Consider the following 25415-nt stretch of genomic DNA (forward strand, 5'->3'; position numbering starts at 1 on the left):
TCTGCAAGGATCCCCGCAGGGTGCCACTGAGCCTAAGGCGAACTGCACCATTTGCCGGTGATGGTTGGTGCAGTTCGCCTCAGGCTCAGTGGCACCCTACGCAAGATTGCTGCCTTCGGGTTATTCAGAACCAGAAGTAGATCCCTGCTACCAGCGATGCCTCCTCCGGATCACCGCCTGCTGCCCGGGTCCTGTCGGCGGTATCGCCGTACTGTTTTTCCCAGTGCACGCCGATGTAGGGCGCCAGCTCCCGGCGGATTTCGTAGCGTAGTCGCAGGCCGGATTCGATGGCGACAAGACCGTCGCCGATACCCAGCTCGTCATCGTCCTTGCCGTAAAAGCTGGCTTCCACCTCCGGCACCAGCGCCAGACGCTGGGTCAGCATCAGCTCGTACTCCGCCTCCAGACGCAGTTCGCTGAGGCCGTCTTCGCCCAGAAAGAGCTGGCCGTCCACCTCGAACCAGTAGGGTGCCAGGCCCTGGATACCCAGGCTGGCCCAGTCCCGGTTGGGATCGTCCGGTTGCCAGTCGCGGCGCCAGCCCAGTTGCCAGTCCCAGTAGGGGGCGAAGGCGTGACTCCAGGCCAGGCGGGTTTGTGCGCTTTCCGTGCCGGCGTCTTCGTCGCTGTGCTCCGGGTCCATCAGCCGTTCGCCTTCCGTGGACAGGTAAAGCTTGTTCAGGTCGCCGCCATACCAGGCGCTGGCATCCCAGCCCAGCACCGTCCCTTCGTCGCTGTCACGCAGCTCAAGCTGGTCCACCAGTACTTTGCTGAAGCGGGGCGGGTGTTCGCTCATGGACCAAGCCGGCGTGGCGACGATCATGGCTGTCAGGGCGCTGAGCAGAAAAGTCGGTGTTTTCATCATGCGTCCTCCCCGTGTGCGCCATGGTGTGAGTGGTCACCGTCGACCTGCGCCTTGACCACGCGCACTTCCCGGAACATGCCCGCGTCCATGTGGTAGAGCAGGTGGCAGTGATAGGCCCAGCGGCCCAGGGTATCGGCGCGTACCAGGTAGCTGAGCTTTTCGCCGGGTTTGACGGTGACGGTGTGCTTGCGCAGCAGCTTGCCATCGCCCACTTCCAGATCGCTCCACAGGCCATGCAGGTGGATGGGGTGGGTCATCATGGTGTCGTTGACCAGGGTGATGCGTACCCGTTCGTTGTGGTACAGCTCAAGCGGTACGGCATCGGCAAACGGAATACCGTTGAAGCTCCACATGTAGCGGGACATGTTGCCGGTCAGGTGCAACACGATTTCCCGGTCCGGGTGCAGGCTGTCCGGTGGCCCGCCTGCGGTTTCCATGTCCGCATAGGTGAGCACTTTCCAGTCCCGGTCGCGCAGGCCGATGCCCGGGTCGGCAAGCATCTCGCCGGGGGCCATGGCGCGCATGTCCACGCCGGGGCCGTATTCGCTGTCGGCATGGTCGGTGGCGTTGTCTCTGGGAGGCAGGTCCGGGTTGTTGGGATCGACGGCAAAGGGGACGGCGTTGCCGTGATCGCTGTGCTCCATGCCTGCCATGTCGTGGTTCATCTGCCCATGGTTCATCTGGCCGTGATCCATGCCTTCATGGTTGTCGCTGTGCTGCATGGCACTCATGCCCATTTCGGTATGGCCCAGTAAGGGTGGCGGGTCCATGTCCGGCACCGGCGCTGACATCGACGGGTTCGGCGTCAGGGTGCCGCGGGCAAAGCCGCTGCGGTCGATACTCTGGGCAAACAGGGTGTAGGCCTGGTCCGCTTTGGGTTCCACGATCACGTCCAGGGTTTCTGCCACACCCAGGCGCACCTCGTGGAAAGGCACCGGTTTGACTGGCTGGCCATCCATTTCAATCACCGTCATGTCCAGGCCGGGAATGCGGATGTCGAAGAAGGTCATGGCGCTGGCGTTGATAAAGCGCAGGCGGATGCGCTCGCCCGGGTTGAACTGGCAGGTCCAGTTGCCGTTGGGGCTCTGGCCATTCATCAGGTAGGTGTAGGTGTAGCCGGTCACGTCGGACAGGTCCCGGTCGCTCATGCGCATGGTGTTCCACATGTGGCGATCCTTGAGGGTCTGGATTACGCCCTTGTGGCGGAAATCGCGCAGGGTATCGAACACGGTGCGCTCGTTGAAATTGTAGTAGTGGCTGAGCTTTTTCAGGGTGGCGAAGATGTGCTTCGGGTCCTCGTCACTCCAGTCTGACAGCACGATGACCTGGTCCCGGTCCACGGCGTGCGGCTCAGGGGTTTTCGGATCAATGATGATGGAACCGTAGAGACCGGTCTGTTCCTGAAAGCCTGAATGGCTGTGATACCAATAAGTGCCGCTCTGTTTGACCGGGAAACGGTAGGTGAAGGTTTCACCGGGTTTGATTCCATCGAATGACAAGCCGGGCACGCCATCCATCTCGAACGGCAGCAGCAGGCCATGCCAGTGGATGGAGCTGGTTTCCGGCAGCAGGTTGGTGACCTTGAGGGTGACGGTGTCGCCTTCGCGCCAGCGCAGGGTGGGGCCAGGGACGATGCCGTTGATGGTGGTGGCCGGGCGGGTCTTGCCGGTGATGTTGACGTCGGCGCCACCCAGGGTCAGGTGGAAGGTGTCACCGGTCAGCGTGGGGGCACCGGTGTGGCCCTGACGGGCCAGCAGCTGGGCGGGTGTCAGCCCCAGCCCCAGCCCGGTGGCGCCGAGCGCCAGGCCCTGCACGAAACGGCGTCGCGGCAGGGAAAACGGGTGTGCGGTTTTCATGATGTATCTCCTGATTGTTTGAGTGGAAGGGTGAACTCAAACAGTCAGGGACGGTGGCCGTAACGGCAGGTGGTGGATGCCATCGTGAAGGCCGGACTCCAGGCCGGAGTGCCAGGGGCGATCGGGGATATCCGCCTGGCCACTGAACAGGGCCACGGTGGTGGCACTGATCTGGCACAGGGTCAGGCACTGGCAGCCATCATCCTGGGGACAGTGCTGGCTGTCTTCGCCATGATCCGCCTGTGCCATCTCTGCATGGTGATGGCAGTGGGTCTGGGGAGCGGTATCCAGATGACCGAGGGAAACCTGCGCAGACACACTGCTTGTCACCACCAACATCAGGGTGGCAAGCAGACCGGCCAGTAACGACCGGTAATCGAGGCGCAGATACCGTTTCATGAAACCATTATTAACCTCGGGGCTACCCCAAGGTCAAAGGGGAAATTGCGGCACGCCCGACGTTACGCCGCCTGCCACACCACACTGGCGGCGATGACGACCAGCAACACGGCGGTGCCTTTTTCCACCCAGTGATGGTGGGCCCGCAGCCAGGGCAGGAAACGGCTTCGGCCCAGCAGTACGGCCACCAGTACATACCAGCCGCCATCGATGAACATGGAGGTCAGTACCATCTGGATGCGCGCGGCCTGGGCCATGTCCGCTTGCAGAAACTGGCTGAACAGAGCCAGGAAAAACAGCGCCACTTTCGGATTCAGAAACGCTACCAGGAAACCGTCCCGGGCGGCGCCGTGCAGGACGTTGAACTGGCTGTCGGCATTGGCCGGTGCCAATGGCTGCTTGCCCGCCTGCCAGCTTTTCCAGGCCATCCATAGCAGGAACAGGGCACCGGTCAGACTGAATGCCAGTTCCAGGGGCGGGTAGCGGTGAAAGAGTACTGCCAGCCCGGTGACGGTAGCGGTGGCCCAGATGCCGATCCCCAGGGCATGGGTTATGCCGGCGATAGCCCCGGCACGGGGACCACCATGGAGGGTGTGGCGGGTAATCACCGCCAGGCTGATGCCCGGCGCCATGGCACCCAGGGCGCAGACGCTGGCCAGCAGCAGCCAGTCGTGGAGAGGAAGCATTCAGGGTCTCGATACACGCAAAGGGGAAACTGTAACGGGTTGGTGTGACAGGTTGAAGCACAGGCAAGGGCTTTGCAGCCGTGTCCACGAAGCCGCTGTAGGAGCACCTCTCGAGGTGCGAACCGGTTAGCAGGTTTGACGTTACCGGAGATTTCCCTCGCCTGAGCTCGGGTTCGCACCTCGAGAGGCTGTATTCGCTTCGCTCACCCCTTCGGGGCCGCCCTCCGGGCGTTACCCCGCTACGCTCTGTTCCTGCAGGGGAGGATCAGTTCCCCGGGTGGTGACTGAACACTTCGGTGCCTTCTTCATCGAACAGCAGCACGTCATAGGCATCCACGCGGTCGCCCATTTCCATGCCCGGGGAACCCACCGGCATGCCGGGAACGGTGAGCCCCTTGGCGTCCGGTCGCTCGGCGAGCAGACGATCCACGTCGCTGGCGGGCACATGGCCTTCAATCACGTAGTCACCGATAAAGGCGGTATGACAGGAGCCCTGTCCGGGGAGGATGCCGGCCTTTTCCTTGATGGACTGCAGGTTCTGCTGCTCATGAACCACCACGTCATAGCCGTTTTCTTTCATGTGATCCACCCAGGCGCCACAGCAGCCACAGGTGGGGGATTTGTACACTTCCAGGACCGGGTCGGTGCTGGCGGTTTTCATTTCTTCAGAGGCCGGGGCTGTGGTTTCTGTTGCCTGGGGCTCGGGCGGGCCGTCGTCGCCGCAGGCGGTGACCAGAAAAGCCAGCAGGAGTGCCGAAAAGACTTTCATGATGTTTCCTCTTCTGTGCGTGCGGCAGTTGCGTGGGTATGCCGCCGTCAACTGACAATTAATCTGCCCTGATACATCTGCATCTGACAGGTGAAACGGTATTCGCCGGCGGGCGGGTTGTTCAGGGTCACGGTGGTGATGGTACCCGTTTCCAGAAACTCGCTCACGTCGAGCCCGTGAAACACTACCTGTTCGGCGCAGGGGGAGGGATCCTGTCGGTCGAAGTGCAGGGTGAGTGTCTCGCCGGCCCTGGCGCGCAGGGTGGCCGGATTGTAGACGCCGTCGGCGACCACAATGGTGGTGCCCTGGTCGCTGACCGGCTGGCTCTGTGTTGTGGATTTGGACAGCCAGAACCACCAGACGATCCCCACCATCAGCAGCAGGCCGGCAAGATTGATCAGCAGTGTCATGGTATGACCTCCGGGTTGCGGGCGGTGATGACCAGGCCGGTCTTGTGCATGACCTGGCCCATCACGTTGATACTTTGCTCTGGAATGATCTGCTGGCGAACGTCGACAAAGCCCGCCGTCTTCAGGGCCTGTTGTAGATCCGGGCCGTCGTAGGTGAGAAAACCGTGCCGGAACACCGGCAGGGTGGCCATGCTGTGTCTATCGCGCAGGCCCAGGCAAAGCTGGCCGCCGGGGCGCAGCAGTGTGCGGATGGCGCGCAAGGCCGGCAGCAGCGGATCCCAGAAGTACACCACATTGATGGCGACAGCATGGTCTGCGCTGCCGGGGGCCAGCGGCGCATCATGCAGATCCCCTGCCAGGAAACGTACCCGCTCCAGATGGCTATGATGCTGCTGCGCCTGGGTCACCATGTCCGGTGACAGGTCCAGCCCGGTATAGTGCAGATCGTCGGCCATGGCCAACAGGTCCGGCAGGTGGCCCGCCGTGCCGGGGCCCACTTCCACAATATGATCGCCGGCCGACGGCGCCAGCGCCTGGTAGCTGGCCGCAATGATCGGCTGGTTATGCTGATTCATGTTGTCGGCGACCTGAGCGCCGTCATCGCCACTGGGGCAGCGCAGTTGGGCAGCCAGTTGTTCCGGGGTCATCGCTTGTCTCGCTGGGTTTTGAACAGCCGCAACCGGTTGGCATTGCTGACCACGGTGACTGAGCTGAGCGACATGGCCGCGCCGGCGATCACCGGGCTGAGCAGGCTGCCGGTGAGGGGGTAGAGCACCCCGGCGGCCACGGGCACGCCAAGGCTGTTGTAGATAAAGGCGCCGAACAGGTTCTGCTTGATGTTGCGTACCGTGGCGGAGGAGATCGCCATGGCATCGGCCACACCGTGCAGGGAGCCGCCCATCAGCGTGATGGCGGCAGATTCGATGGCCACGTCGGTGCCAGTGCCGATGGCAAAGCCCACATCCGCCTGGGCCAGCGCCGGGGCATCGTTGATGCCGTCGCCCACCATGGCCACGATGCGTCCCTCTTCCTGCAGAGACTGCACTTTTTTCGCCTTGTCCTCGGGCAGCACTTCCGCCATGACCTGGTCCACGCCCACCTGTTTGGCGATGGCGTCGGCGCTGGCCTGGATGTCGCCGGTAATCATCACCACGGTGAGGCCCTGATCTTTCAGACGGGCAATGGCCTCCCGGGAGTCCTCCTTGATACGGTCGGCCACGCCAAGGATGCCGAGCAGGCTGTTGTCTTCGGCCAGGAACAGGGGGGTGGCGCCACGCTCGGTGAGCGAGTCGCTGTTCAGGCTGACGGTGATGCCTTCGCTTTCCAGCCAGCGACGGTTGCCGAGTCGGTATTGTTTGCCGTCCAGGGTGGCGCTGACGCCTTTGCCGTTGAGGGCCTGGAAATTGTCGGCACGGTCGGGTGTAAGCTCACGTTGCTCCGCCGCTTCCACGATGGCGCGTGCCAATGGATGTTCAGAGCCGCTCTCCAGGCTGGCAGCCAGCTGCAGCAGGGTGTCTTCCTGCTGGCCTTCGGCGCAGAGAATCTCGGTGAGCGCCGGTTTGCCTTCGGTGATGGTGCCGGTCTTGTCGAGCACAATGGTGTCCAGCTTGCTGCTGGTCTGCAGCGCATCGCCTTCACGAATCAGAATGCCGTGCTCGGCAGCCTTGCCGACGCCGACCATGATCGACATGGGCGTGGCCAGTCCCAGAGCACAAGGGCAGGCAATGATCAGCACCGTGGTAGCACTGATCAGCATGTGGGTAATGCGCGGCTCTGGCCCCAGGTTGAACCAGGCCAGGGCAGCGACCACGGCGATCAGCATGATGGTGGGAACGAACACGGCGGAAACGTCGTCGGCCAGGCGGCCGATGGGTGGCTTGCTGCCCTGGGCCTTTTTCACCAGCGCCACGATGCGTGACAGGGCGGTGTCCTTGCCCACGGCGGTGGCCCGGTAAAGCAGGGTGCCGCCTTCGTTGAGGGTGCCGGCGCTGACCGTGTCACCGGCGCTCTTGCTCACCGGCATGGGTTCGCCGGTGAGCATGGATTCATCCAGCCGGCTTTCGCCTTCCTCGACGATGCCGTCCACGGCAATTTTTTCACCGGGGCGCACACGCAGGATATCGTCGGTCTGCACTTGGTCCACCGGAATGTCCTGCTCCTTGCCATCGCGGACCACCCGGGCGGTTTTGGCGCCAAGGTCCAGCAGCCGTTTTACCGCCGCGCTGGTTTTGCCCCGGGCACGCACTTCCAGTGCCTGGCCCAGATTGATCAGGCCAATGATCATGGCACTGGCTTCAAAGTACACATGCCGGGCGGCTTCCGGCAGGGCAGCGGGAATCAGCACCACGGCCATGGAGTAGAGCCAGGCGGCGCCGGTGCCCAGAGCAATCAGGGTATCCATGTTGGCGTTGTGATTGCGAAATGCCTTCCAGGCACCGACAAAGAAGTGGCGGCCGGCGGTGGCCAGCACCGCCAGGGTCAGCAGGCCGATGCCCAGCCAGACCCACTGACTGGCTTCACCGGGGCGCACCATCATGTCACCGCCGAGCAGCCCCCAGGCCATTAACGGTACGCCTAGCCCCAGACCCAGCCACATATGACGTAACAGCCTGCGATAGTGTTGCTGCTCCTGCTCCTCGCGGGCGTTACCGTCATCGCTGTCGTCCAGCGGGCTGGCGCCATAGCCTGCTTTTTCCACGGCGTCGATCAAGGCCTGGCTGTCTGCCGATCCACTGACTCTTGCAGTGCGGTCGGCAAAATTCATTTGTGCCTGGGTGACCCCAGGCGTGTTGCGCAGGGCGTTTTCGATGGTGCGCACGCAGGCGGCGCAGGTGGCGCCGGTAATGGCGAGTTGCTGCTCCTGATCGGTGCTGGCGGGCGATGATGGTGCCGTCTGCTGTTTGTCTTCGGCGGCATAACCGGCCTTGGCCAGCGCCGCCTGCACGTCGGCACTGTCGGGGGTGCCGGTGACAGTCACCTGCTGAGCGTCCAGATCCACCTGCACATCGTCGACACCAGCAACAGGATCAAGCGCTTGGCGAATCTTGCGGACGCAGCCCTGGCAGCTGGCGCCCTGAATATCGAACCTCTGTGTCTGCATCGGGATCTCCATAGGCCTGCAAAGGCGGAACCATGCGTGTTGTCACAGATTGTCAAACTTAAGGGTAACCCCAAGGTCAAGCCTGTGCTATAAGGGTGCACCTGTTAAGGCTTATAAAGAAGACTTCCGCTGTGGTTGAAAGCGCCACAGCAGCTTTGGCAGACCCAACGGCATTGAAAATTTTTATAAAACCGTCAAAAAGACGGAACCGCTCGCGCGAAAGAGACTCCATGTTCCTATTACAGTGCGAGCACATTGATGCCGTTCATCGATATTGAGAGGACCTTTTCTATGTTTAAGAAAACTTTGCTTGTGTCAGGGATCGCCCTGGCTGTTGCTGCACCGGCCATGGCTGAGCAGCGGACGTCCATGGTCCGTGATAACGGTTTTTCCTACACCTACGGCCAGCTGGCCTATGATCGTTGGGATCTGGATAACGATGTGGACGTGGATGCGCTGACCGCAGAGGGCTCATTTGCCCTCGACGAGCACATCTTCCTGCGCGGTGGCTTGGGTTTCTTTGACGGTGATTATGACCGTGGACCGTTCCGTGATGGCGATGTGGATGGCACTCGCCTTTCTGCCGGTGCCGGCTTCCATACGCCGTTGCAGCGGGGCCTGGACTTCGTGACGACTGCCGACATCATCTACGATGACCGTGATTTTGATCCGGGCAATTCCGATGACGAGATCGGTTTCGAGCTGCGTGGTGGTCTGCGTCATGCCACTACTGAACAGCTGGAACTGTCCGGTGGCCTGACCTACATGGATCTGTACGACGATGATCTGGGTGTTTACGGCCAGGGTCTGTTCAAACTGACCCCGGTGGTGGATCTGGGCGCCCGCGTTATCGTCGGTGGCGACCGTGATACCTACGGTGTGTTCGGCCGCTACAATTTCTAATAGCGTTCAGCACAAAAAAAGCCCGCCGGATGAGAGTCCGGCGGGCTTTTTTTGTGGTTGATGGTTTGTCCCTGCGTGCAGTCCTGCGTTGATTGTCTTCGTAGGAGCGGCGCTCGAGCCGCGAACCGAGGGAAGCTAGGGGAAACAGATTCACCAGCGTTTTCGCAAGCAGGTTCGCGGCTCGAGCGCCGCTCCTACAAAGGCTTTACTCTTTCAGGGCTGGTTCAACCAGGCTGATAGCGCCTCGCTGCCTGCTTCTTCCGATGCCGCAATGGACTCTTTAATCCCCGGCGCTTTTTCTGACCAGGCCTCCAGAGTGGTCTGATCCATATTGCGCACACCCTTCAGCAACCGTTGTGCATTCACGTCGCGCACGGTTGCCGGGATAAACAGGCCTTCTGCTTCCAGATCGCTGCTGTCTTTACGGGCGTGGCGTGCCAGGGTTTGTTCCAGGCCGCATTTCAGGGCCTGTGAATCAAGGGGCGCCTCCACGGACAGCAGCTTGGCATCGGTCACCAGTTGCTCGGCGGCGAGCTGAAGATATTGTCGCCGGCGCAGGGCGATCTCGTCATCGCCGGCCAGCAAGGGCAATGCCTTGGGGGCTTCTTCCGTGCCATTGAGTGCCACAAACAGGGCGGCGAAGCCCAGGCTGGCTTCGCTGGCATCGGTGGCGCCGTGTTGGGTGCGCAGGGATTTACGCGTCATTTCCAGATAGGGGTCACTGATCAGGCCAGATTCCGGCCATTGCGGCAGGGCATCCAGATAGCCGGGGTAGAGCGGCCAGGTGTCCATGCGGTTGAGCAATTCCTGCTGCCCGAGCTGGCAGGAGCGGCTGGCCGCGAGCAGGTAATGGTCGACAAAAGCGGCATACCAGCTTTGCAGGCGATCGCGCAGTTCATCCAGTTGCGCCTGCTCGCGATTCTGCGTGAAATCGTCCAGGGCCTGCTGCCATGCGGCGGCATTGTCCTGAAAGGCCTTGTCCGCACTTTGCTGCCAGTCGGTGGCCGGAATGTCCGCCATCGTGGCCGACAGATCGGCCTCTTCGGCCGGCGCCGGCTCCGGTGTGTTGCTGTCGCAGCCGCTTAACACCAGTGCCAGCAGTGCGGCCAAAAAATAACGCATGGTTCCCCTTCCCCTTTCTATGAATCTCAGCGCAGGCTGATGACCGGCCAGCCTTGTTCCCGTGCTTCCCGGTCCAGGGTGGCATCCGGGTCCACCGCCACCGGGTTGTCCACTTTTCGGAGCAACGGCAAGTCATTATGGGAATCACTATAGAACCAGCTGCCGGCAAGGCTTTCGTTGTTGGCACGCAGCCATTCTGCCAGCCGTTCCACCTTGCCGTCCCGGTAGCTGGGAATGCCGGCCACGTTACCGGTATAGCGCTCACGCTTGCACTCGGCCACGGTGGCGATCAGGTGATCCACGCCCAGGCGGTCCGCCAGCGGTGCGGTGACGAAATCGTTGGTGGCGGTGATGATCATCAGGGTATGGCCCTGGTCGCGGTGCTTCTGCAGCAGGGCTTCTGCCTTGGGTAGCCACATGGCATCCAGCTTTTCTGCCAGGAACTGCTCACGCCAGAAATGCAGCTGTGCCATGTCATGCTCGGCCAGCACGTTCAGGGAAAAACGCAGGTAAGCCATGATATCCAGACGGCCATTCTGGTAATCCACGTAGAACTGGTCGTTGGTGTCCTTGTAATGTTGCTGGTCGACAATGCCTTTTTCTACCAGCCAGTCCCCCCACAAGTGGTCGGAATCGCCGGCGATCAGGGTGTTGTCCAGGTCGAAAATTGCGAGCGTCATGGCCTCTCCTTACGTGAACAGCACATTTTATGCGAAGCGAATGACAAGTTATAGGGAGTGGCCAGGCGTGCTAACAGCGTTTCTGGACCAGATGTTGCACGGTTGTGCATTGATTGCGGGTTGCCCGGCAAGGTTTAATGGGCCAACAAGGAGCCAGAGTCGGCAATGGTGTGCCGGCTCGTAGAGACACCATGACAGGCATTATTGATGACAAGGGATTCCGGCTGAACGTCGGGATCATCATTGCCGGCGAGGATGGCCGGGTATTCTGGGGTCGCCGCGTGGGTAACCGCGATGCCTGGCAGTTTCCCCAGGGGGGCATGATGCCCGGAGAAACCCCGGAGGAAACGCTTTTTCGCGAGCTGGAAGAAGAGGTCGGTCTGCGTCGTGAACATGTGGAGATTGTGGCCAGCACTGAAGGGTGGCTGACTTATCGTCTGCCGCGCCGCTTTCTGCGTCGGCCTCGCAATCGTCCCCATTGTATTGGTCAGCGGCAGAAGTGGTTTCTGTTGCGGCTGACGGCGGAAGAGGCAGCCATTGATCTGTTCGCCAGCGACAGCCCTGAATTCAAGGCCTGGCGCTGGGTCAATTACTGGTATCCGATTCGCAAGGTGGTGCATTTCAAACGCGGCGTTTATGCCCGCGCCCTGCGTGAACTGGCCCCGGCCCTGAAGGGAGAACGGGAAGAGCAGGAAAAGAACCGGATTTCACCGGGAGACAACCCCAATGCTTGATACCCTGCGACGCATTGTCCAGGAAGTGAACAACGCGGCGGATATTCCCTCCGCGCTGAACCTGATGGCCAAACGGGTCCGGGATGCCATGGGCACCGAGGTGTGCTCCATTTATCTGCGTAACGAAGAAGAGCAGCGTTATGTGTTGATGGCGTCTGAAGGCCTCAAGCAGGAGGCCGTTGGGCATGTCAGCCTGGGGTTGTCGGAAGGTCTGGTGGGTCAGGTTGGCTTGCGCGAAGAGCCGGTGAACCTGGAAGATGCCTTCAGCCATCCGAAATTCCATTATCTGGCGGAAACCGGCGAAGACCCGTTCCATGCCTTTCTCGGCGTGCCGGTGATGCACCATGGCAAGGTGCTTGGCGTGATGGTGGTGCAGCAGCGTGATGTGCGCCGTTTCGATCAGAGTGAAGAAGCCTTTCTGGTGACCATCTCCGCCCAGTTGTCGGCGGTGATTGCTCACGCCCATGCCTCCGGGGTGCTGTTCGATCAGCTGGATCCGGGAGGGGCAGACCTGCCCAGTTTTTATGATGGTCTGCCCGGCTGTGCTGGTGCGGCCATCGGCTTCGGCGTGCTGTTGTTTCCGGCAGCGGATCTGTCTGCCGTCCCGGATCGTCTGGTGGAGGATGTCAGCGCGGAAATCGCCCGCCTGGACGATGCGCTGGTGCGCGTGCGCCAGGAAGTGCGAGATCTTGCCGAGCGCGCATCCAAGAGCCTGGGTACCGAAGAGCAGGCGCTGTTTGATGTTTATCTGCGCATGCTGGATCGGCATGCGTTACCCGCCGAAGTGATCGTTCATATTCGCGAGGGGCAGTGGGCCCAGGGTGCCCTGCGCACCGTGGTGGATGCCCACGTGCGTAATTTCGAGATGATGGATGACCCCTATCTGCGCGAACGGGCAGCGGATGTGCGCGACCTGGGGCGACGGGTACTGGCGCAACTGCAGAGCCAGAATCGCCGGCATATCGTGTTCCCGGATGACTGTATCCTGCTGGGCGAAGACATTTCCGCGCCCATGCTGATGGAAGTCCCCCGTGAGCGGATTCGCGGCATCGTCACCACCCGTGGTTCGCGCAACTCGCACATGGCCATCGTCGCCCGTGCCATGGGTATTCCTACCGTGGTGGGTGCCCAGAACCTGCCGCTGAAACAAATGGACGACAAGGAAATCATCGTTGATGGTTTCCGCGGCCGGGTGGTGGCCAATGCCTCGCCGGAGCTCAAGGAACAGTTCGAAGAAATCATCGCCGAGGAAGCCAATCTTCAGGCGGGCCTGGAAAAGCTGCGCGATGAGCCGGCAGAAACCCTGGATGGTGTCCGTATCCCCCTGCAGGTGAACACCGGCCTGATGACCGACATCAACCGCTCCATCGAGCGTGGTGCCGAAGGGGTGGGTCTGTATCGCACGGAAATTCCCTTCATGGTGCGTGACCGCTTTCCTTCCGAAGAGGAGCAGCGGGTGATCTACCGGGAGCAGCTCGCCGCTTTTGCGCCGCACCCGGTAACCATGCGTACCCTGGATATCGGCGGCGACAAGTCGTTGAGCTATTTTCCCATCGAGGAAGACAACCCCTTCCTGGGCTGGCGGGGTATCCGTGTCACCCTGGACCATCCGGAAATTTTCATGGTGCAGGTGCGCGCCATGCTCAAGGCCAGCGATGGTCTGAATAACCTGCACATCATGCTGCCCATGGTCACCAGCGTGATCGAAGCGGAAGAGGCCCAGCATCTGATTCACCGTGCCTGGCTGGAAGTGCGCGACGAAGGCCTCGACATTGCCATGCCCCAGGTGGGGGTGATGATCGAAGTCCCCGCCGCCGTTTACCAGGCCCGAGCCCTGGCCCAGCGGGTGGATTTCCTGTCCATCGGCACCAACGACCTGACCCAGTATCTGCTGGCGGTGGATCGTAACAACCGCCAGGTGGCGTCGCTGTATAACTCCTATCACCCGGCGGTGCTGCATGCCATTTTGCATGTGGTCGAGCAGGCCCATGAAGAAGGCGTGCCGGTGTCCGTGTGCGGTGAGATGGCCGGGGAAGTGGGTTCGGCGCTGCTGTTGATGGCCATGGGCGTCAATGCCCTGTCCATGAATGCTTCCAACCTGCTCAAGGTGAAAGCCGCCGTGCGCCAGGTCAAAGCCAGCTTCACCCGCCAGCTGCTCAACGAAGTGCTGGCCATGGACAACGGCGAAGTCATCGCCGCCTACGTGGACCTGCAACTGGACAAGGCCGGGCTGGGCGAATTGCTGCGCAATCGCAAGGCGCTGGTCTGACCCGCAGATGGCAGTGCTCTATGCGTTTGCCGGTTTGCCCGGTGTGGGTAAAACCACACTGGCCATAGCGCTGGCGCAACGCACGGGCGCCACCTATCTGCGTGTGGATGCTGTGGAGCAGGGCTTGCGCGATACCTGCGGGCTGCATATCCATGCCGAGGGCTATGAGTTGGCGGCCTACATGGCCACGGACTGTCTGAAACAGGGCTTGTCGGTGATCTGCGATTCCTGCAACACGGTAGCAGCCTCTCGGGTTGGCTGGCAGCAGGCGGCAGACGCGGCTGGGGCCGCGTGCATCAATATCGAAGTCATCTGTTCCGATGCTGAAGAACACCGTTGCCGAGTGGAAAATCGGGAATCCTCTCTACCTGGCCTGATTGTGCCGACCTGGTCAGCGGTTCAGGCCCGGGAGTATGAAGCCTGGTTGGTGCCGGTTATTGGTATTGATACGGCGGGAAAGTCTGCGCAGGCCTGCAGCGAAGAACTCTTCGCTAGTCTGGGAGTGTGATAATAACAACGCATCAATAAAGGCGGGGAAAACATGAAGCGCTTGCTACAATTGCTGGTATTGGCCGTACTGATTCTGCTCGCAGTCCTGCTCTACAACACCCTGACATTGCCGCAGGCGGATAACCGCGTTGCCGACCTGCCCGAATTGCACCAGGCCATGGATGAGGACGCCATGGTGGAGCGACTGGCCAGCGCCCTGCGTTTTGCGACGCTGCCGGAGCAGCCCGATGCTTTTGTGGGCTTCCATGATTTTCTGCGCGCCAGCTTTCCGCTGACCCACCAGACCCTTTCCCTGAAAACCTTCGATCACAGCCTGCTGTATCACTGGGACAGCCAGAACGACTGCCCGCCACAGTTGCTGCTGGCCCATCAGGATGTGGTGCCGGTGTCGTCCCCGGAACAATGGCAGCACCCACCGTTTGCCGGAGTAGTGGATGACGACTTTGTCTGGGGGCGCGGCGCTCTGGATGATAAGGGCAGCCTGATGGCGATTCTGGAAGCCACGGAAGCCTTGCTGCAAAACGGCCAGACGCCCGCCTGTGATGTGTATCTGGCATTCGGTCACGATGAGGAAATCGGTGGCCGCGAGGGCGCAGTGAAGATTGCCGCCTGGTTGGAACAGCAGGGCCTGCGGTTTGGTCTGATCCTGGACGAGGGCGGCATGATGCTACCTGGCAGCACTCTGGGCCTTGATCGCCCGGTGGCATTAATGGGCATTGCCGAGAAAGGCTACATGACAGTGGAGCTGCAGGCAGAGGCCGAGCCGGGGCATTCGTCACGGCCGCCAGAGAGAACCGCCATCGGTGATCTGGCGGCAGCCATCAATCATCTGCAGACCCACCCCCGCCCGGCTTCTTTGAGTTTGCCCACCCGGCAGATGCTGGAACAGGTGGCGCCCCACCAACCCTTCGCCAAGCGGCTGGTGTTCGCCAACTTGTGGCTGTTCGAGCCGCTGATCATTCGCCAACTGGAAGGCAAACCGGAAACCAATGCTCTGGTTCGCACCACCATGTCACCTACCTTGCTGGAAGCCGGGATAAAGGAAAACGTACTGCCGGCTACCGCCAGCGCCACCCTGAATTTCCGGTTGGCCCCCGGAGAGACCCGTGACAGCCTGCAGGCCTATTTGCAAAACGAATTACCGGAAAATATCAGCGTGACGTCCAGGGGCGCCTTCCTGTCCGACCCATCGGCCGTCACCGACATTCCCTCAGCCACCTTTGACCGTCTGGCGGCATTGGCGCGGGCGTTACCGGAACAACCGGTGGTCGCCCCTTACTTGCTTATCGCCGGCACCGACGCCCGCCACTACCAGCACCTGTCCGACCAGGTGTTCCGCTTTATGCCGGTCTCCCTCGGCCAGGACGACCTGGCCCGCTTCCACGGCCACAACGAACGCCTGCCCCGTGAGCAGTACCCGCACATGGTGCGGTTTTATGCGGGGCTGATGCTGGGGCAGTGACACTGGTTTGTCGGCAAAGACCTGTTTATACGTAGGGTGGATTAGCCACAGGCGTAATCCACCTTGCTGCCGGTAACGCCAACCTCAAGTCCCCACCAACGAGTTGTGATCAGATCCCCAACCCGTGGAGCCACCGGCAGAGAGAGGATTGTGGATTACGCCTGCGGCTAATCCACCCTACACAGACGGCATGATTCAGCTACGGGCGTATTGTTCCTCTACACCATTTTGCGAATAGCCCGTTTTTGTGGCGGTGGTGATCCAGAAAAATGATCAGCCTGAATGACCTTTCAGGTTTCCTGCCGAGTTGCTTCGAGGGCTTTCCAGTCTATGCGCTGCTCGGAGGGTTTCCATCCACTGGCTAGGGCCTGTGCGCGGGTTTTTCCCCAGGGGAAATCTTTGGCTGCTTTCTTGGCTGCTTCACGGCGCTCACGGAGCTCTTCTCGGCTCATGTCTCGCCACAAGTGTTTTGGGCGTCCTGTTTTCCGGTCGTATTCAGCAGTGACAGGGTCAAATTGGCGGGCAGGTTCAGTAACGATTCTGTCAGGCAGGGGTTGCGATATATCCATGAACTGGTGGAGTCGTTCCCACTCCAGATAGACCTGATACTCTTCAGGGTAATCGTTGATATGACTGATAACGATATCCGACTGCCGATGGGTCAGTTGCAGCATAAAGCCCGTAGAGCCGGCAGCCCCGGTTCGGTATGTCATGGTAGGTTCGAATTCCTCGAAGGGGATTTCCAGTCGATCCTGACCTTTCCGATAAATGCTAACCATGCCGGTGCGGCGGAAGAAGCGGGTGTCCTTTTTTAGTTTTGGAGACCCTCGAGTGATTGTTTTTAATAGTAGCCATATGGATAGACAAAACAACAAGAGAGGAGCTATGTGCGGTGCGGCTTGTTTTACGCTTTCAGTTCCTCCCATTATAAATAAAAATATTGTGCTTGATATTCCTCCTCCAAATGTAAGCCATGCGAATCCGTGTTTTAAAATATGTGAAAATACAGGCCACTCAAATAGTGTCGGCCAAAACTCCATAAGGTGGGGGTTTCGCATTTCCAGGCATTGTTGCTCGTCGGATTTTTTGGTTTGTAAAGCATCTTGCTGGAAAGTATTGCATTGCCATTCTGCCAGATATTCCTGGCAGTGCGTACCTGTTGGAAGGCCAAGCGGGTTGCCGCGGGCAACCTTGGTGAAATAACTGTCATTGTTTCTGCTCTTCTCACGCTTAGGGAGATTTTCATTTTGACTGTTGTAAGCAGTGACAGCGTAAACCGATTCATGCTCCATGCTGTACGCAACAGACTTTGTGGATTGGGCTTCAGTCATGCGGTCTGTTGCTTTTCCTTCAGGACCTGCCAGTCGATGCGATGCTCTGAGGGTTTCCATCCACTGGCCAGGGCCTGTTTCCGGGTTTTTCCCCAGGGGAAGTCCTTGGCGGCTTTTCTGGCGGCTTCGCGGCGTATTTCAAACTCTTCATCACTCATGTCGCGCCAGAAGTGTTTGGGTCGATCGTGTTTCTCGTCGTATTCGGCGGTGACCGGGTCGAACTGACGGGCGGGTTCGGTGATCACGCGGTCCGGAATGGGCTGAGAAATATCCATGAATTGATGCAGCCGCTCCCATTCCAGATAAACCTCGAATTCTTCGTTATAGACGTTGATATGCTGAATCAACAGGTCGGAGTAACGGTGAACGAGTTGAAGCAGGAAGCCCGTTGAGCCGGTGGGGCCGGTGCGGGGGGTCAGATGAGGATCGAACTCATCGAATGGCACTTCCAGGCGGTCTTCGTCTTTCTGGTAGATGCTGACCATGCCGGAGCGGCGGTAGAAGCGGGTGTCTTTTTTTAGTTTTGGTTCACCTCTTGTTAATAGCATTAATATTACCCAAGAAAGGAAAAAAAACAGGAATATAGGCATCATGTGGGGTAGCGCTTTCAATAGCTCCTCAGTTCCCCCCATTAGAAATAATAAAACTGTTACTGATAACCCTCCCCCAAAGCAAAACCACCCTGCGACGTAACAGAGTGTACTTGCCATAACCGGCCATTCAAAAAGGGTAGGCCAGAAATCCATCAGATGTGGATTCCGCATATAACGACATTTTTTCTCATCGGAGCCATTATTCTGTATTTTCTCCAGGTCAAATACATCGCATTGGGCTTCGGCGATATATTCCCGACATTGGGCGCCAGGAAGAGGCAGCGGTGTGCCGTAGGCTGTTCGGGTGAAGTAACCGCCGCGCTCATCCGGTGATTTCCCCTTGGGTAAATCACGAGGGATCTGGCTGTTGTAGGCCGAGGGTTGGTAAGTGCTTTCTCTATCCATATCGATTAAATATTTGCAATAGCCATGGGTTGCGTTAGAAGGCGAAAGTTCTGGGATCAGCTTTCTTCAGTGTCAGGGTGGCCTGAGCCCAGCCTCTTGGGGCGGTGTCCGGGTCTAACGCTGTGTGATCATTACCACTGTCCAGGGCGACGTCTTCGGGCCTGAACGGAAGCCAGCATTCCTCCTCTTCATGGAAGAAGCGGGCGCGCACATAGAAAGTGCAAGTGCCAAAGAATTCCGGTTTTTCGTACCAGGCGATCAGGCCGGTACGGCTTTGCGGGTCTTCTTTATTCGCCAGTATGGGCACCCAGGCGAGGGACTTGAGCGTTTGCAGGTCGCCATGTCGATCCTGATAGACTACGGCATGGTGGATCTTGCCGTTTTCGCCGGCCACCGGGGCATGGACTTCAACCTTGAACTGGTTCGACGGATTTTGGCTTTCGGTAATGATGGGTTTGGGAGTCATCAGCAGGGACAGCAGGGATTGATAGACCTGCCCGACTGTCAGGTCACGGTATTCTTCCTTAAAGCGGTCTTCCGGGTCGTCGCCGAAGGGGCCGAACTGGGCCCAGCGTTCCAAGGGGCTCAGCTTGAGCCACTCGGCGGTAATGACCGCAATGATGCTTACGGCGGTAAAGGCCCAGCCCCAGGGGCCCAGCACTACCAGTGCCCGGGTGAACATGGTGCTTTTAATGGAGTTTAATACCAGGGAGCGGCCCAGTTGTGAAAAGGTTGCGCCTGCCATGGCCCCGGCGGCCACTCCATGGGCTGCGGCGCTTTCGTAATTTCCCTTCTCCAGTTGTATGCCGGCATCCCAGGCGCTTAAGAAAGCACCAAACCCGGTTAGTCCCACCCCTATCATTTTGAAGTTATAGACCTTGAATGTTCTAAAGTTTTTTGTTCCGGTAATTATATTTTTGGTGAATCTGGAAACCCTTTTCCATTTTTTAAAGGTCAACCAGTTCGCTACTCTATCCTCCCCGGCTAACTGGACTGCGGTATCTGCTATGCAGTAAGTTAATGCAATTCCTCCAATAAAGAATTGAGAGGCGTTGCGTATACCCCAGCCATTTTTTTTTCCGTTCTCATATACAGAAAGTAAATTAAAAACCTCCAAAAGCCCCATCGCAGGCGGCAAGGTCTTGTTCGCTACCTTGATGGCTCCGGTTGTGAGTCTTGCACCAGTACTCGCCTGACTGTCCGGCTGATTCCAGTGCCGTGCATATTCACTGGTGGGCGGTACGGCCATGACGGTCTGTTTTACGCGGGTCAAGCCGTCCTGGCCGACTTCCTGATACAGGTCGGTCCAGTTTTGATTAGTCAGTTGGCGTGGGATGCCCCGGTTATAGGTCAGTTCCGTGGCGTCGCTGCTGCCGAGTACCTTGCCGGGGTCGGTGGGGTCGAGCACCTTGACCCGGCCTTCTGCGTCCAGGCCGCCCTGGCGAATGATGTCGCGCCGTTGTGAGCGTTTCAGGGGTTCGAAGACGCGTTCCTTGGCATCAATGATCATCCAGCCTTCGGGGATGACGCTGCCTGTCTTGAACAGCCGGGCGCCGTGCAGATCCGGCGGGCCGGACCCTTTTCCCAGGCGCATCAGTATTTCAATGGTGTCTTCTTGTTGGTTGGCCAGAGCGTCTTGCCATTGCTTCTGGAAACCGAAAAGCAGGCTGGCGACGATGCTCTCGGTCTGGTTGCGGGTCTGCTGCCAGTACCACCAGTCCGGGTGGCTACCGGGCGGCATAGGCCGCGTGACGGAAGTTGCTGTCCGTGGCAGGTTTTTTTGCTTCTTCCAGTTCCGGTAGGTAGTCGTCATCCACAGGGATCTGATCTGCGCCGGGGATCAGGGCGGCGTGGAGGGGATGATCTGGCTTCAGGAGCTGACTTCTCAGTGCATGCACGGGGTCGTTATCGTCATCCCATTCCGGATCCGGGTCGGCATCGTAGGCACTGTCGATGACGGACGGATCCGAGCCCAGGCCGGACAGCAGGCCGGAGATGGCTTTCCAGAAGGCGCTGTAGTCCGGGGTGGCATGGTCTTCGTCCGGGTTCAGGGTGTGGCGTTGCTCGTCACCGGGAACGGGTAGCCAGGCGTAGTCCCGCAGGGCTTCCCAGGGGGAGAGGAAGTATTGGAAGCCCTGGCTGGCGTCGTTGCCCTCCGGGGTTTTGCTATCCAGCCAAGCGATGGTTTCCCGGCGTTGCTGGCGGATTGTCTGGCGCAGTTCGCGGCGTTCTTTCACGCGCAAAATCGCTTCCAGATGGTCCCGGTCCAACCTGTCGGCGGCATCTCGGAGATTGTCGGCGGAGTCGGAGTGTTGTACATAGCGGCTCTGCTCGCCTGCTCGGCCCGCTATGTAGGTTTCTCGTTGGTGCAGGGATTGGTTGAAAAACGTCTGATAGGCATACACCGCACTTTTGGCATGTTCATGCCGGTCGATTTCCATTACATGCTGGCATAGCTCATTCATCAGCAGGGTGAGTTTGCCGACTCCTTCAAAGGCAATCCCCAGCGGGTCCTGCAGGGCGGCCACTGGCAGGTTGTCCTGAATATCTGCGCGGCTCAATTGGGGCAGGGCTAGCAGCCCGTTTTCGTCGGGCTGGTTGTAGAGGTCGTTGGCTTGCTGGGCGCCGATCAGGGCGGTTTGTTTGAGGGTGTCCGGCGAGCCCTGGCCATCGAAACTATTCACATTTAACAGCGTGGTCCGCTGCAGGCGCAGGGCGTGGTCCACGTTGTCGCGATGCCACTGGTAGGGGGCGTGTTCCGGCAGGCTGGGCAGGTAACGGGGGTCTTCATCGGCCAGGCCGCCGAGGATTTCGATCAGGGCCCAGCTCCAGGGGATTTCCGAGAAGGCGATTTGCAGTAGTACCGGGCCGCCATTGAGGCGGTGGGGGACGGTGATGGCGCCGATTTCGGTTTCCATGCCGTCGTCCGGTGGGCGCTGGTCGCAGCCCTGGTACTTGGCCAGGTTGATGTCGCGGAAGGTGTTACCGTCATCGCTGACCACCAGTTCCCGCCACAGGTAGCCACCGACAAAAATATACAGTCTGCCGTTGTCGCGAAGGGGCGCAAGATGCTGGCCTTCCGGGTCCGCAAAGCGCACGGGTTTGATGTGGCCGAGGGCGGTGAGGGCGTCTGTGCTGGTGTCGTCCCGGACTACAGGCAGCCCTTGCCCCAGTGGCACCAGATATAGGTTGTCGCTGTCTTTGCTCAGGTAACCGCTTTCTTTCAGGCCTTTTGCAACGGCATCCGGATAGCGGGTGCGGTTGTCGTTGAATTCCAGAAACAGTTCCGAAGCGTCTTCCCCGTTGACGTAGAAAGAGGCGGTAGTTCTGTTGCCGACGGTTTCATTGTCGGCCAGGAAGCGGGTTTGGGCGTTCATTTTACCCTCCTGCGCAGGCGCACGAAGTGGCGACGACGGGGCTGGGCGGGAGCCTGGTTGTCCACATCAAGACGATGGGTCGGTGCGATGGTTTGTTCTTCGGTTTCTTGCGGTGTGAGCCCTTGGGGCAGGCCGGCGCCGGCCTGCTGAAGCGGGGCGGGTGCGGTGTTGCGCATGTTGGACACCATCATGTCGCTCTGGCGCACGGCGGGCTGGCCTTCCACGAAGACGTTGGGTGAGAAGGTGAGAAATTCCGCTTGCCCGGCAATGGTGCCGGACATGATCCCGCCGCAGGTTCCCGCCATGTCGCCGCTGCTTTTGGCGAAGGTGGAGGCCACATGGCAAACCGGATTGCCGTTGACCAGAACGGAGCTGGCGGTGCCGGCGGCATCCGTGCTCATGGCCACGTTGCTGTAGGGAATGGGCTGACAGAAAGGCGGGGTCTTGCAGATATCCATGGTGACAAGGGTGCCACCGGAGCCGGCGTGAACAGCGGTGAGGCCGTTGATCAGGATATTACTCATGGCGGGTTCCTTCCATTGAACCGGGGTGTTGTGCGATGTCTTGTCGTTGATGGTGCAGTTGCATGGCCAGGTGCTGCGGGCCGCCGGGGCTGTCCAGTACCAGGGCGGTATCCGCCGGGCAGATGCGAAAACGCAGCGCTTCACAGGCGGTGATCAGGCCCACTGGCAGGGTGGCTGCTCCGCTATCGCCGATGGTGAGCGCCGGGCGCAGGATATGCAGTGGTGCTGGCAGTGTCGGTTGCGGCGCTTCTTTTTCCCCTTTTCGCATGGCCAGGTTGTCGCGGTTGGAAAGACGCACCGGCCACAGGCTTGTCTGGGTGGAATGCCAGCTGAGTTCATGGTCGCGGGTTTGTGCGTGCGCCAGTACCAGCCGATCCGGACGGGAAACGGCCTCATTTTCTACGGCCTGTCGGGCGGCGGTGGCCAGGGCCTGGCCCTGTTGATGGGGGTGATCCGTTGCGGATGCCGAGTGGCTGCCAAGGCCGGTGCAACTAATGTCGCCGGGTTGCAGGGTGTCGCTTGCTTCGAATCTCACCAGGGCGATGGCCTCCGAGAGTATCCGGCCATGGCTCCAGCTATGGGTGCGTACGTCGTTAGCGGGCTGCCGTTCGTTCAGGGTTTCCTCGTTAAGCAGGCTGTCGACCCCGAGCAGGGTGAGCGCGGTGAGGTGCCCTTGCTGCAGATGCTGCCACTCTTCCGCCAGCGCTTCGGGCAGGGTGCGGGGGCAGGTCACCCGTATTTCGCCGGCAGGGGATACCTCTGCCAGCCGATTGTGTAGCCAGGTGAGTAGGGCCTGCTGCAGGCGTTCATGACGTGCCCGGTCCGGCGCCGGCAGGCAAAGCAGTATCCGGCTGTCTGTCAGGGCTGGGCTGTTCTCGTCCAGCAGGGCATCCAGGGCCGGGATCAGGCGCTGGGGGTTGAACGGGGCCTCGTCGTGTTCAGCGGGGATTCGTCCCAGCATGACCGGGTCGGAGTTGCCGCTGGTAGGGTCGGGAATGCACAGGTTTCTGTCGGCCTGATACGCCGGTATTCCGGCCTGGCAGGCCAAATAGACCCCGGCCGGGTGAGTGCCGGTGGGGGCGTTGAGCGCATAGTGGCTGAGGCGGATGGCTGCGGGCATGGGCGGTCAGTTGAGTTCGATACGGGCGCCAAGCAGGCGGTTGATGCCGTCGGCGATGGCGTGGATTTCCCGCCCATCAAGCAGCAGGGTGCCATCCGGGCGCAGCTCTATCTGGGCGTCGCCGGTACGCAGTAGCAGGCCTTTGGGGGCATCGAAGAGGAGCTGGCCATTGTCCAGTTCGGTGACCAGATCCGCGCCCGGGTGGCTATCGGCCAGTGGAACGATGCGGTCGGTGACCACCACCCCGATAGTGTCATCAAGCAGGCAAAGTACCCGGTCACCTTCCTGCAGGGTGGTGACGGTTTCGGCGACGTGACGGACCGGCTGCGGATTGTCGTGATTCGGGGTGGTGACCAGAAGGGCGCCATCCCGGCAAATGATGGTGGCGATGTAAGGGGATGATGTGCCGGGCAACGGGTCCGCTGCCCGTAATGATGACGTGACCATGAGCCTCTCCTGCTTCCTTGCCGGATCAAAGCAGGGAACGCTAACAGGCCGCCCAGTGGATATCTGTAGGAAATCGCTGACAGTTGTCGCCAGTGAGAGCCGTTTAACGCAATTCAGCTACGTTGGATGCTCCCGTTGGCACTGCCGTCCGGCAGCCAGCCCTGTTCCAGCATGATCGGGTCGTGGTCGCGATGCAGCTCGACCACGCTGCTGGCGCGGGTGCCGTAGGTGGGGGACTGGATAAAGACCGGTGCCACCAGTCGTTCCAGATCCAGGCCGACGCCGGTATCGGGGAGTTCGCTGTCCGGGGGCTGGTAGTGATCGTTGACCACGTCCATGAGCTGTTCTGTGCTGCAGTCGGCGGTGATGGCGTTGGCCAGGCGTTGTTTGGCCCGCTGTACCTTGGGCCAGGGGTCGTCCAGCAGGCCGTTGCACAGGCCGTGAATGCCGGGGGTGACCGCTTGCGGGGCGGCGCCGCGATTGCCCAGATACCAGAGGCTTTCCGGGGTGCCTACCAGCAGGTTGAAGGCGCCGTAGTGGTGTTGTTCTTCGGCCAGCTCCCGGCAGAACTGTTCCGGGGAGTCGCTGCCTTCCAGGAATGCCAGGGGCAGCAGGCCCCGGGAGCGTTCGCCGGTTTGCCGGTCGGTGATGGGTTCCCGGTAGTTGGTGACCACGGCGACGCGGCCGTTGCGGTGGATGCCCAGCCAGGTGCCGCCGGCGGTCAGGTCCAGACCGCAGAAGATATCGCCGCGCCAGCGGGCGGGCTCGGCGGGGCGGGCGTGGAATTCATCCCGGTTGGCGGCCATCCGCAGGGGGGTGGGAGAATCTGGTTGCCAGTCCAGTAGTACAATACACATTCAAACTTTCCTGCAGCGGTTCAGGGTTAATCGTTGCCGTGCATTTTCGGTGATTGTAGGAGCCTGCTTGCAGGCGAATCCGCTTGCTCCGCGGCCTGATGTGGGCTCCTGAAAGGTGGTCAGCGTCCGGCGTCTGGCGTCACACCGTGCTAGCATACCTGCCTTGCGAGTGATTGGCATAAGGGCCGGCCAATGTGGGAACTGTTTCTGATTTGTCTGGGGGTCGGCGTGGGTGCTGGCCTGCTGGCCGGGGCGCTGGGCCTGGGCGGTGGCGTGGTGATTGTGCCGGCGCTGATCTTTCTGTTTCACGGGCTCGGTTTTCCCGCTGATCTGGTGGCGAAGATGGCGGTGGCCACCTCCCTGAGCACTATCATGATTACTTCCATCAGCGCGGTGTGTACCCACCACACGGCCGGCTTTGTACGCTGGCCGGTGGTGTTGCGGCTGGGCGTGGGCATTGTGCTGGGTGCCTTCGCCGGGGCCTTTATCGCCGATGCCATGAAAGGGGAACTGCTGACCCGTTTGTTTGGTCTGTTTGCCATGGTGATTGCCTTGCAGATGGCACTGACGGGCCGCAAGGCGCCGGACGGTAACCTGCCGGAGCGGGTGCCCGGGGCGGCGGGTCTGGGTGTGGCCGGGGTGTTGATTGGTACCGGGTCTGCCATTTTTGGTATTGGCGGCGGTTCGTTGACGGTGCCCTTTTTGAGCTGGTGTCGCCTGAAAATGCAGGAGGCAGTGGCTATCGCCTCCGCCTGTGGTTTGCCCATCGCCATTGCCGGCACCCTGGGTTTTGCGGTGGCCGGCTGGCAGGAAACCCGGCTCCCCGAAGGGGCGCTGGGCTATGTGTTTTTGCCGGCAACAGCCGGTATAGTGCTCACCAGTTTTCCGTTCGCGAGACTGGCGGCGCGACTCAGCCACCGGCTTCCTTCGGCGATGCTTAGGAAGGTGTTCGCGGTGGTGTTGTTTGTCATCGGCCTCAGGCTGGTTTTGGGATAGGCA

24 protein-coding genes are annotated in these 25415 nt (G+C 60.3%); 6 read left to right on the plus strand and 18 right to left on the minus strand.

The features are described 5' to 3' along the window. Positions 1–124: 124 nt before the first annotated feature. The 8 genes from ACMG4N_RS04600 to ACMG4N_RS04635 all read right to left on the minus strand — a co-directional run bounded on the left by ACMG4N_RS04600 (position 125) and on the right by ACMG4N_RS04635 (position 8082). Positions 125–862, minus strand: a complete 738-nt coding sequence (locus tag ACMG4N_RS04600; RefSeq protein WP_297765078.1) for a copper resistance protein B — start codon at positions 860–862, stop codon at positions 125–127. Beyond that, complete coding sequence (locus ACMG4N_RS04605; protein WP_297765081.1) at positions 859–2718, minus strand: copper resistance system multicopper oxidase; 1860 nt, start codon at positions 2716–2718, stop codon at positions 859–861. Before ACMG4N_RS04605 ends, ACMG4N_RS04600 begins: the two co-directional genes overlap by 4 nt. Positions 2719–2754: 36 nt before the next feature. After that, positions 2755–3117, minus strand: coding sequence for a hypothetical protein (locus ACMG4N_RS04610; RefSeq protein ID WP_297765083.1), 363 nt, complete (start codon positions 3115–3117; stop codon positions 2755–2757). A gap of 62 nt (positions 3118–3179) precedes the next feature. Next, positions 3180–3803: a LysE family translocator gene (locus tag ACMG4N_RS04615; RefSeq protein WP_297765086.1), complete on the minus strand. Its 624-nt coding sequence runs from the start codon at positions 3801–3803 to the stop codon at positions 3180–3182. A 265-nt stretch (positions 3804–4068) separates the two neighbouring features. Next, positions 4069–4572, minus strand: coding sequence for a DUF411 domain-containing protein (locus tag ACMG4N_RS04620; protein ID WP_297765089.1), 504 nt, complete (start codon positions 4570–4572; stop codon positions 4069–4071). Between the two features lie 47 nt (positions 4573–4619). Continuing rightward, positions 4620–4982: a cupredoxin domain-containing protein gene (locus tag ACMG4N_RS04625; protein WP_297765092.1), complete on the minus strand. Its 363-nt coding sequence runs from the start codon at positions 4980–4982 to the stop codon at positions 4620–4622. Further along, positions 4979–5629 carry a class I SAM-dependent methyltransferase gene (locus ACMG4N_RS04630; protein ID WP_297765095.1) on the minus strand — a complete coding sequence of 217 codons (651 nt, stop codon included), beginning with the start codon at positions 5627–5629 and terminating at the stop codon, positions 4979–4981. Before ACMG4N_RS04630 ends, ACMG4N_RS04625 begins: the two co-directional genes overlap by 4 nt. Further along, a complete protein-coding gene (locus ACMG4N_RS04635) occupies positions 5626–8082 on the minus strand; it encodes a heavy metal translocating P-type ATPase (RefSeq protein WP_297765098.1) in 2457 nt (818 codons plus the stop codon). The genes ACMG4N_RS04630 and ACMG4N_RS04635 overlap by 4 nt, the downstream gene beginning before the upstream one ends. A 291-nt stretch (positions 8083–8373) precedes the next feature. Here ACMG4N_RS04635 and ACMG4N_RS04640 point away from each other — a divergent pair, with 291 nt between their 5' ends. Then, the gene (locus tag ACMG4N_RS04640; protein ID WP_297765102.1) at positions 8374–8985 is read left to right on the plus strand and encodes an outer membrane beta-barrel protein; all 612 of its coding nucleotides are present in this window, start codon (positions 8374–8376) and stop codon (positions 8983–8985) included. A gap of 213 nt (positions 8986–9198) precedes the next feature. On the opposite strand, the gene ACMG4N_RS04645 is transcribed toward ACMG4N_RS04640, so the two are convergent. Further along, positions 9199–10107, minus strand: a complete 909-nt coding sequence (locus ACMG4N_RS04645) for a hypothetical protein (protein WP_297765105.1) — start codon at positions 10105–10107, stop codon at positions 9199–9201. A gap of 26 nt (positions 10108–10133) precedes the next feature. Beyond that, positions 10134–10787: an HAD family hydrolase gene (locus ACMG4N_RS04650; RefSeq protein WP_272975546.1), complete on the minus strand. Its 654-nt coding sequence runs from the start codon at positions 10785–10787 to the stop codon at positions 10134–10136. Between the two features lie 200 nt (positions 10788–10987). Here ACMG4N_RS04650 and ACMG4N_RS04655 point away from each other — a divergent pair, with 200 nt between their 5' ends. The 4 genes from ACMG4N_RS04655 to ACMG4N_RS04670 are packed head-to-tail and all read left to right on the plus strand — an operon-like array spanning position 10988 to position 15762. After that, positions 10988–11521, plus strand: a complete 534-nt coding sequence (locus ACMG4N_RS04655; RefSeq protein WP_297765231.1) for an RNA pyrophosphohydrolase — start codon at positions 10988–10990, stop codon at positions 11519–11521. Continuing rightward, positions 11514–13790 carry a phosphoenolpyruvate--protein phosphotransferase gene (ptsP, locus tag ACMG4N_RS04660; RefSeq protein WP_297765112.1) on the plus strand — a complete coding sequence of 759 codons (2277 nt, stop codon included), beginning with the start codon at positions 11514–11516 and terminating at the stop codon, positions 13788–13790. Before ACMG4N_RS04655 ends, ptsP begins: the two co-directional genes overlap by 8 nt. 7 nt (positions 13791–13797) lie before the next feature. Next, a complete protein-coding gene (locus ACMG4N_RS04665) occupies positions 13798–14298 on the plus strand; it encodes an AAA family ATPase (protein WP_297765115.1) in 501 nt (166 codons plus the stop codon). A gap of 33 nt (positions 14299–14331) precedes the next feature. Then, positions 14332–15762, plus strand: coding sequence for a M20/M25/M40 family metallo-hydrolase (locus ACMG4N_RS04670; RefSeq protein ID WP_297765119.1), 1431 nt, complete (start codon positions 14332–14334; stop codon positions 15760–15762). A gap of 290 nt (positions 15763–16052) precedes the next feature. Here the strand turns inward: ACMG4N_RS04670 and ACMG4N_RS04675 are convergent, their stop codons facing one another. From ACMG4N_RS04675 to ACMG4N_RS04710, 8 genes are all read right to left on the minus strand, one after another. Further along, positions 16053–17093, minus strand: a complete 1041-nt coding sequence (locus ACMG4N_RS04675; RefSeq protein ID WP_297765121.1) for a hypothetical protein — start codon at positions 17091–17093, stop codon at positions 16053–16055. Next, complete coding sequence (locus ACMG4N_RS04680; protein ID WP_297765122.1) at positions 17090–18091, minus strand: hypothetical protein; 1002 nt, start codon at positions 18089–18091, stop codon at positions 17090–17092. The genes ACMG4N_RS04675 and ACMG4N_RS04680 overlap by 4 nt, the downstream gene beginning before the upstream one ends. A gap of 34 nt (positions 18092–18125) precedes the next feature. Further along, positions 18126–19904, minus strand: coding sequence for a hypothetical protein (locus ACMG4N_RS04685; protein ID WP_414433015.1), 1779 nt, complete (start codon positions 19902–19904; stop codon positions 18126–18128). Next, complete coding sequence (locus tag ACMG4N_RS04690; RefSeq protein ID WP_414433016.1) at positions 19819–21468, minus strand: hypothetical protein; 1650 nt, start codon at positions 21466–21468, stop codon at positions 19819–19821. Before ACMG4N_RS04690 ends, ACMG4N_RS04685 begins: the two co-directional genes overlap by 86 nt. Then, the gene (locus tag ACMG4N_RS04695; protein WP_414433017.1) at positions 21465–21992 is read right to left on the minus strand and encodes a DUF4150 domain-containing protein; all 528 of its coding nucleotides are present in this window, start codon (positions 21990–21992) and stop codon (positions 21465–21467) included. The genes ACMG4N_RS04690 and ACMG4N_RS04695 overlap by 4 nt, the downstream gene beginning before the upstream one ends. After that, entirely contained in the window at positions 21985–23112 is a 1128-nt protein-coding gene (locus tag ACMG4N_RS04700; RefSeq protein ID WP_297765130.1) for a hypothetical protein, read from the minus strand. Before ACMG4N_RS04700 ends, ACMG4N_RS04695 begins: the two co-directional genes overlap by 8 nt. 6 nt (positions 23113–23118) lie before the next feature. Beyond that, the gene (locus ACMG4N_RS04705) at positions 23119–23559 is read right to left on the minus strand and encodes a hypothetical protein (RefSeq protein WP_297765133.1); all 441 of its coding nucleotides are present in this window, start codon (positions 23557–23559) and stop codon (positions 23119–23121) included. A 113-nt stretch (positions 23560–23672) separates the two neighbouring features. Beyond that, positions 23673–24416 carry an NRDE family protein gene (locus ACMG4N_RS04710; protein ID WP_297765135.1) on the minus strand — a complete coding sequence of 248 codons (744 nt, stop codon included), beginning with the start codon at positions 24414–24416 and terminating at the stop codon, positions 23673–23675. Between the two features lie 192 nt (positions 24417–24608). Here ACMG4N_RS04710 and ACMG4N_RS04715 point away from each other — a divergent pair, with 192 nt between their 5' ends. Further along, positions 24609–25412 carry a sulfite exporter TauE/SafE family protein gene (locus ACMG4N_RS04715; protein WP_297765137.1) on the plus strand — a complete coding sequence of 268 codons (804 nt, stop codon included), beginning with the start codon at positions 24609–24611 and terminating at the stop codon, positions 25410–25412. The last annotated feature ends 3 nt before the right edge of the window (positions 25413–25415 follow it).

Source organism: Alcanivorax sp. IL2, from assembly GCF_047495475.1.
Classification (GTDB): Bacteria; Pseudomonadota; Gammaproteobacteria; order Pseudomonadales; family Alcanivoracaceae; genus Alcanivorax.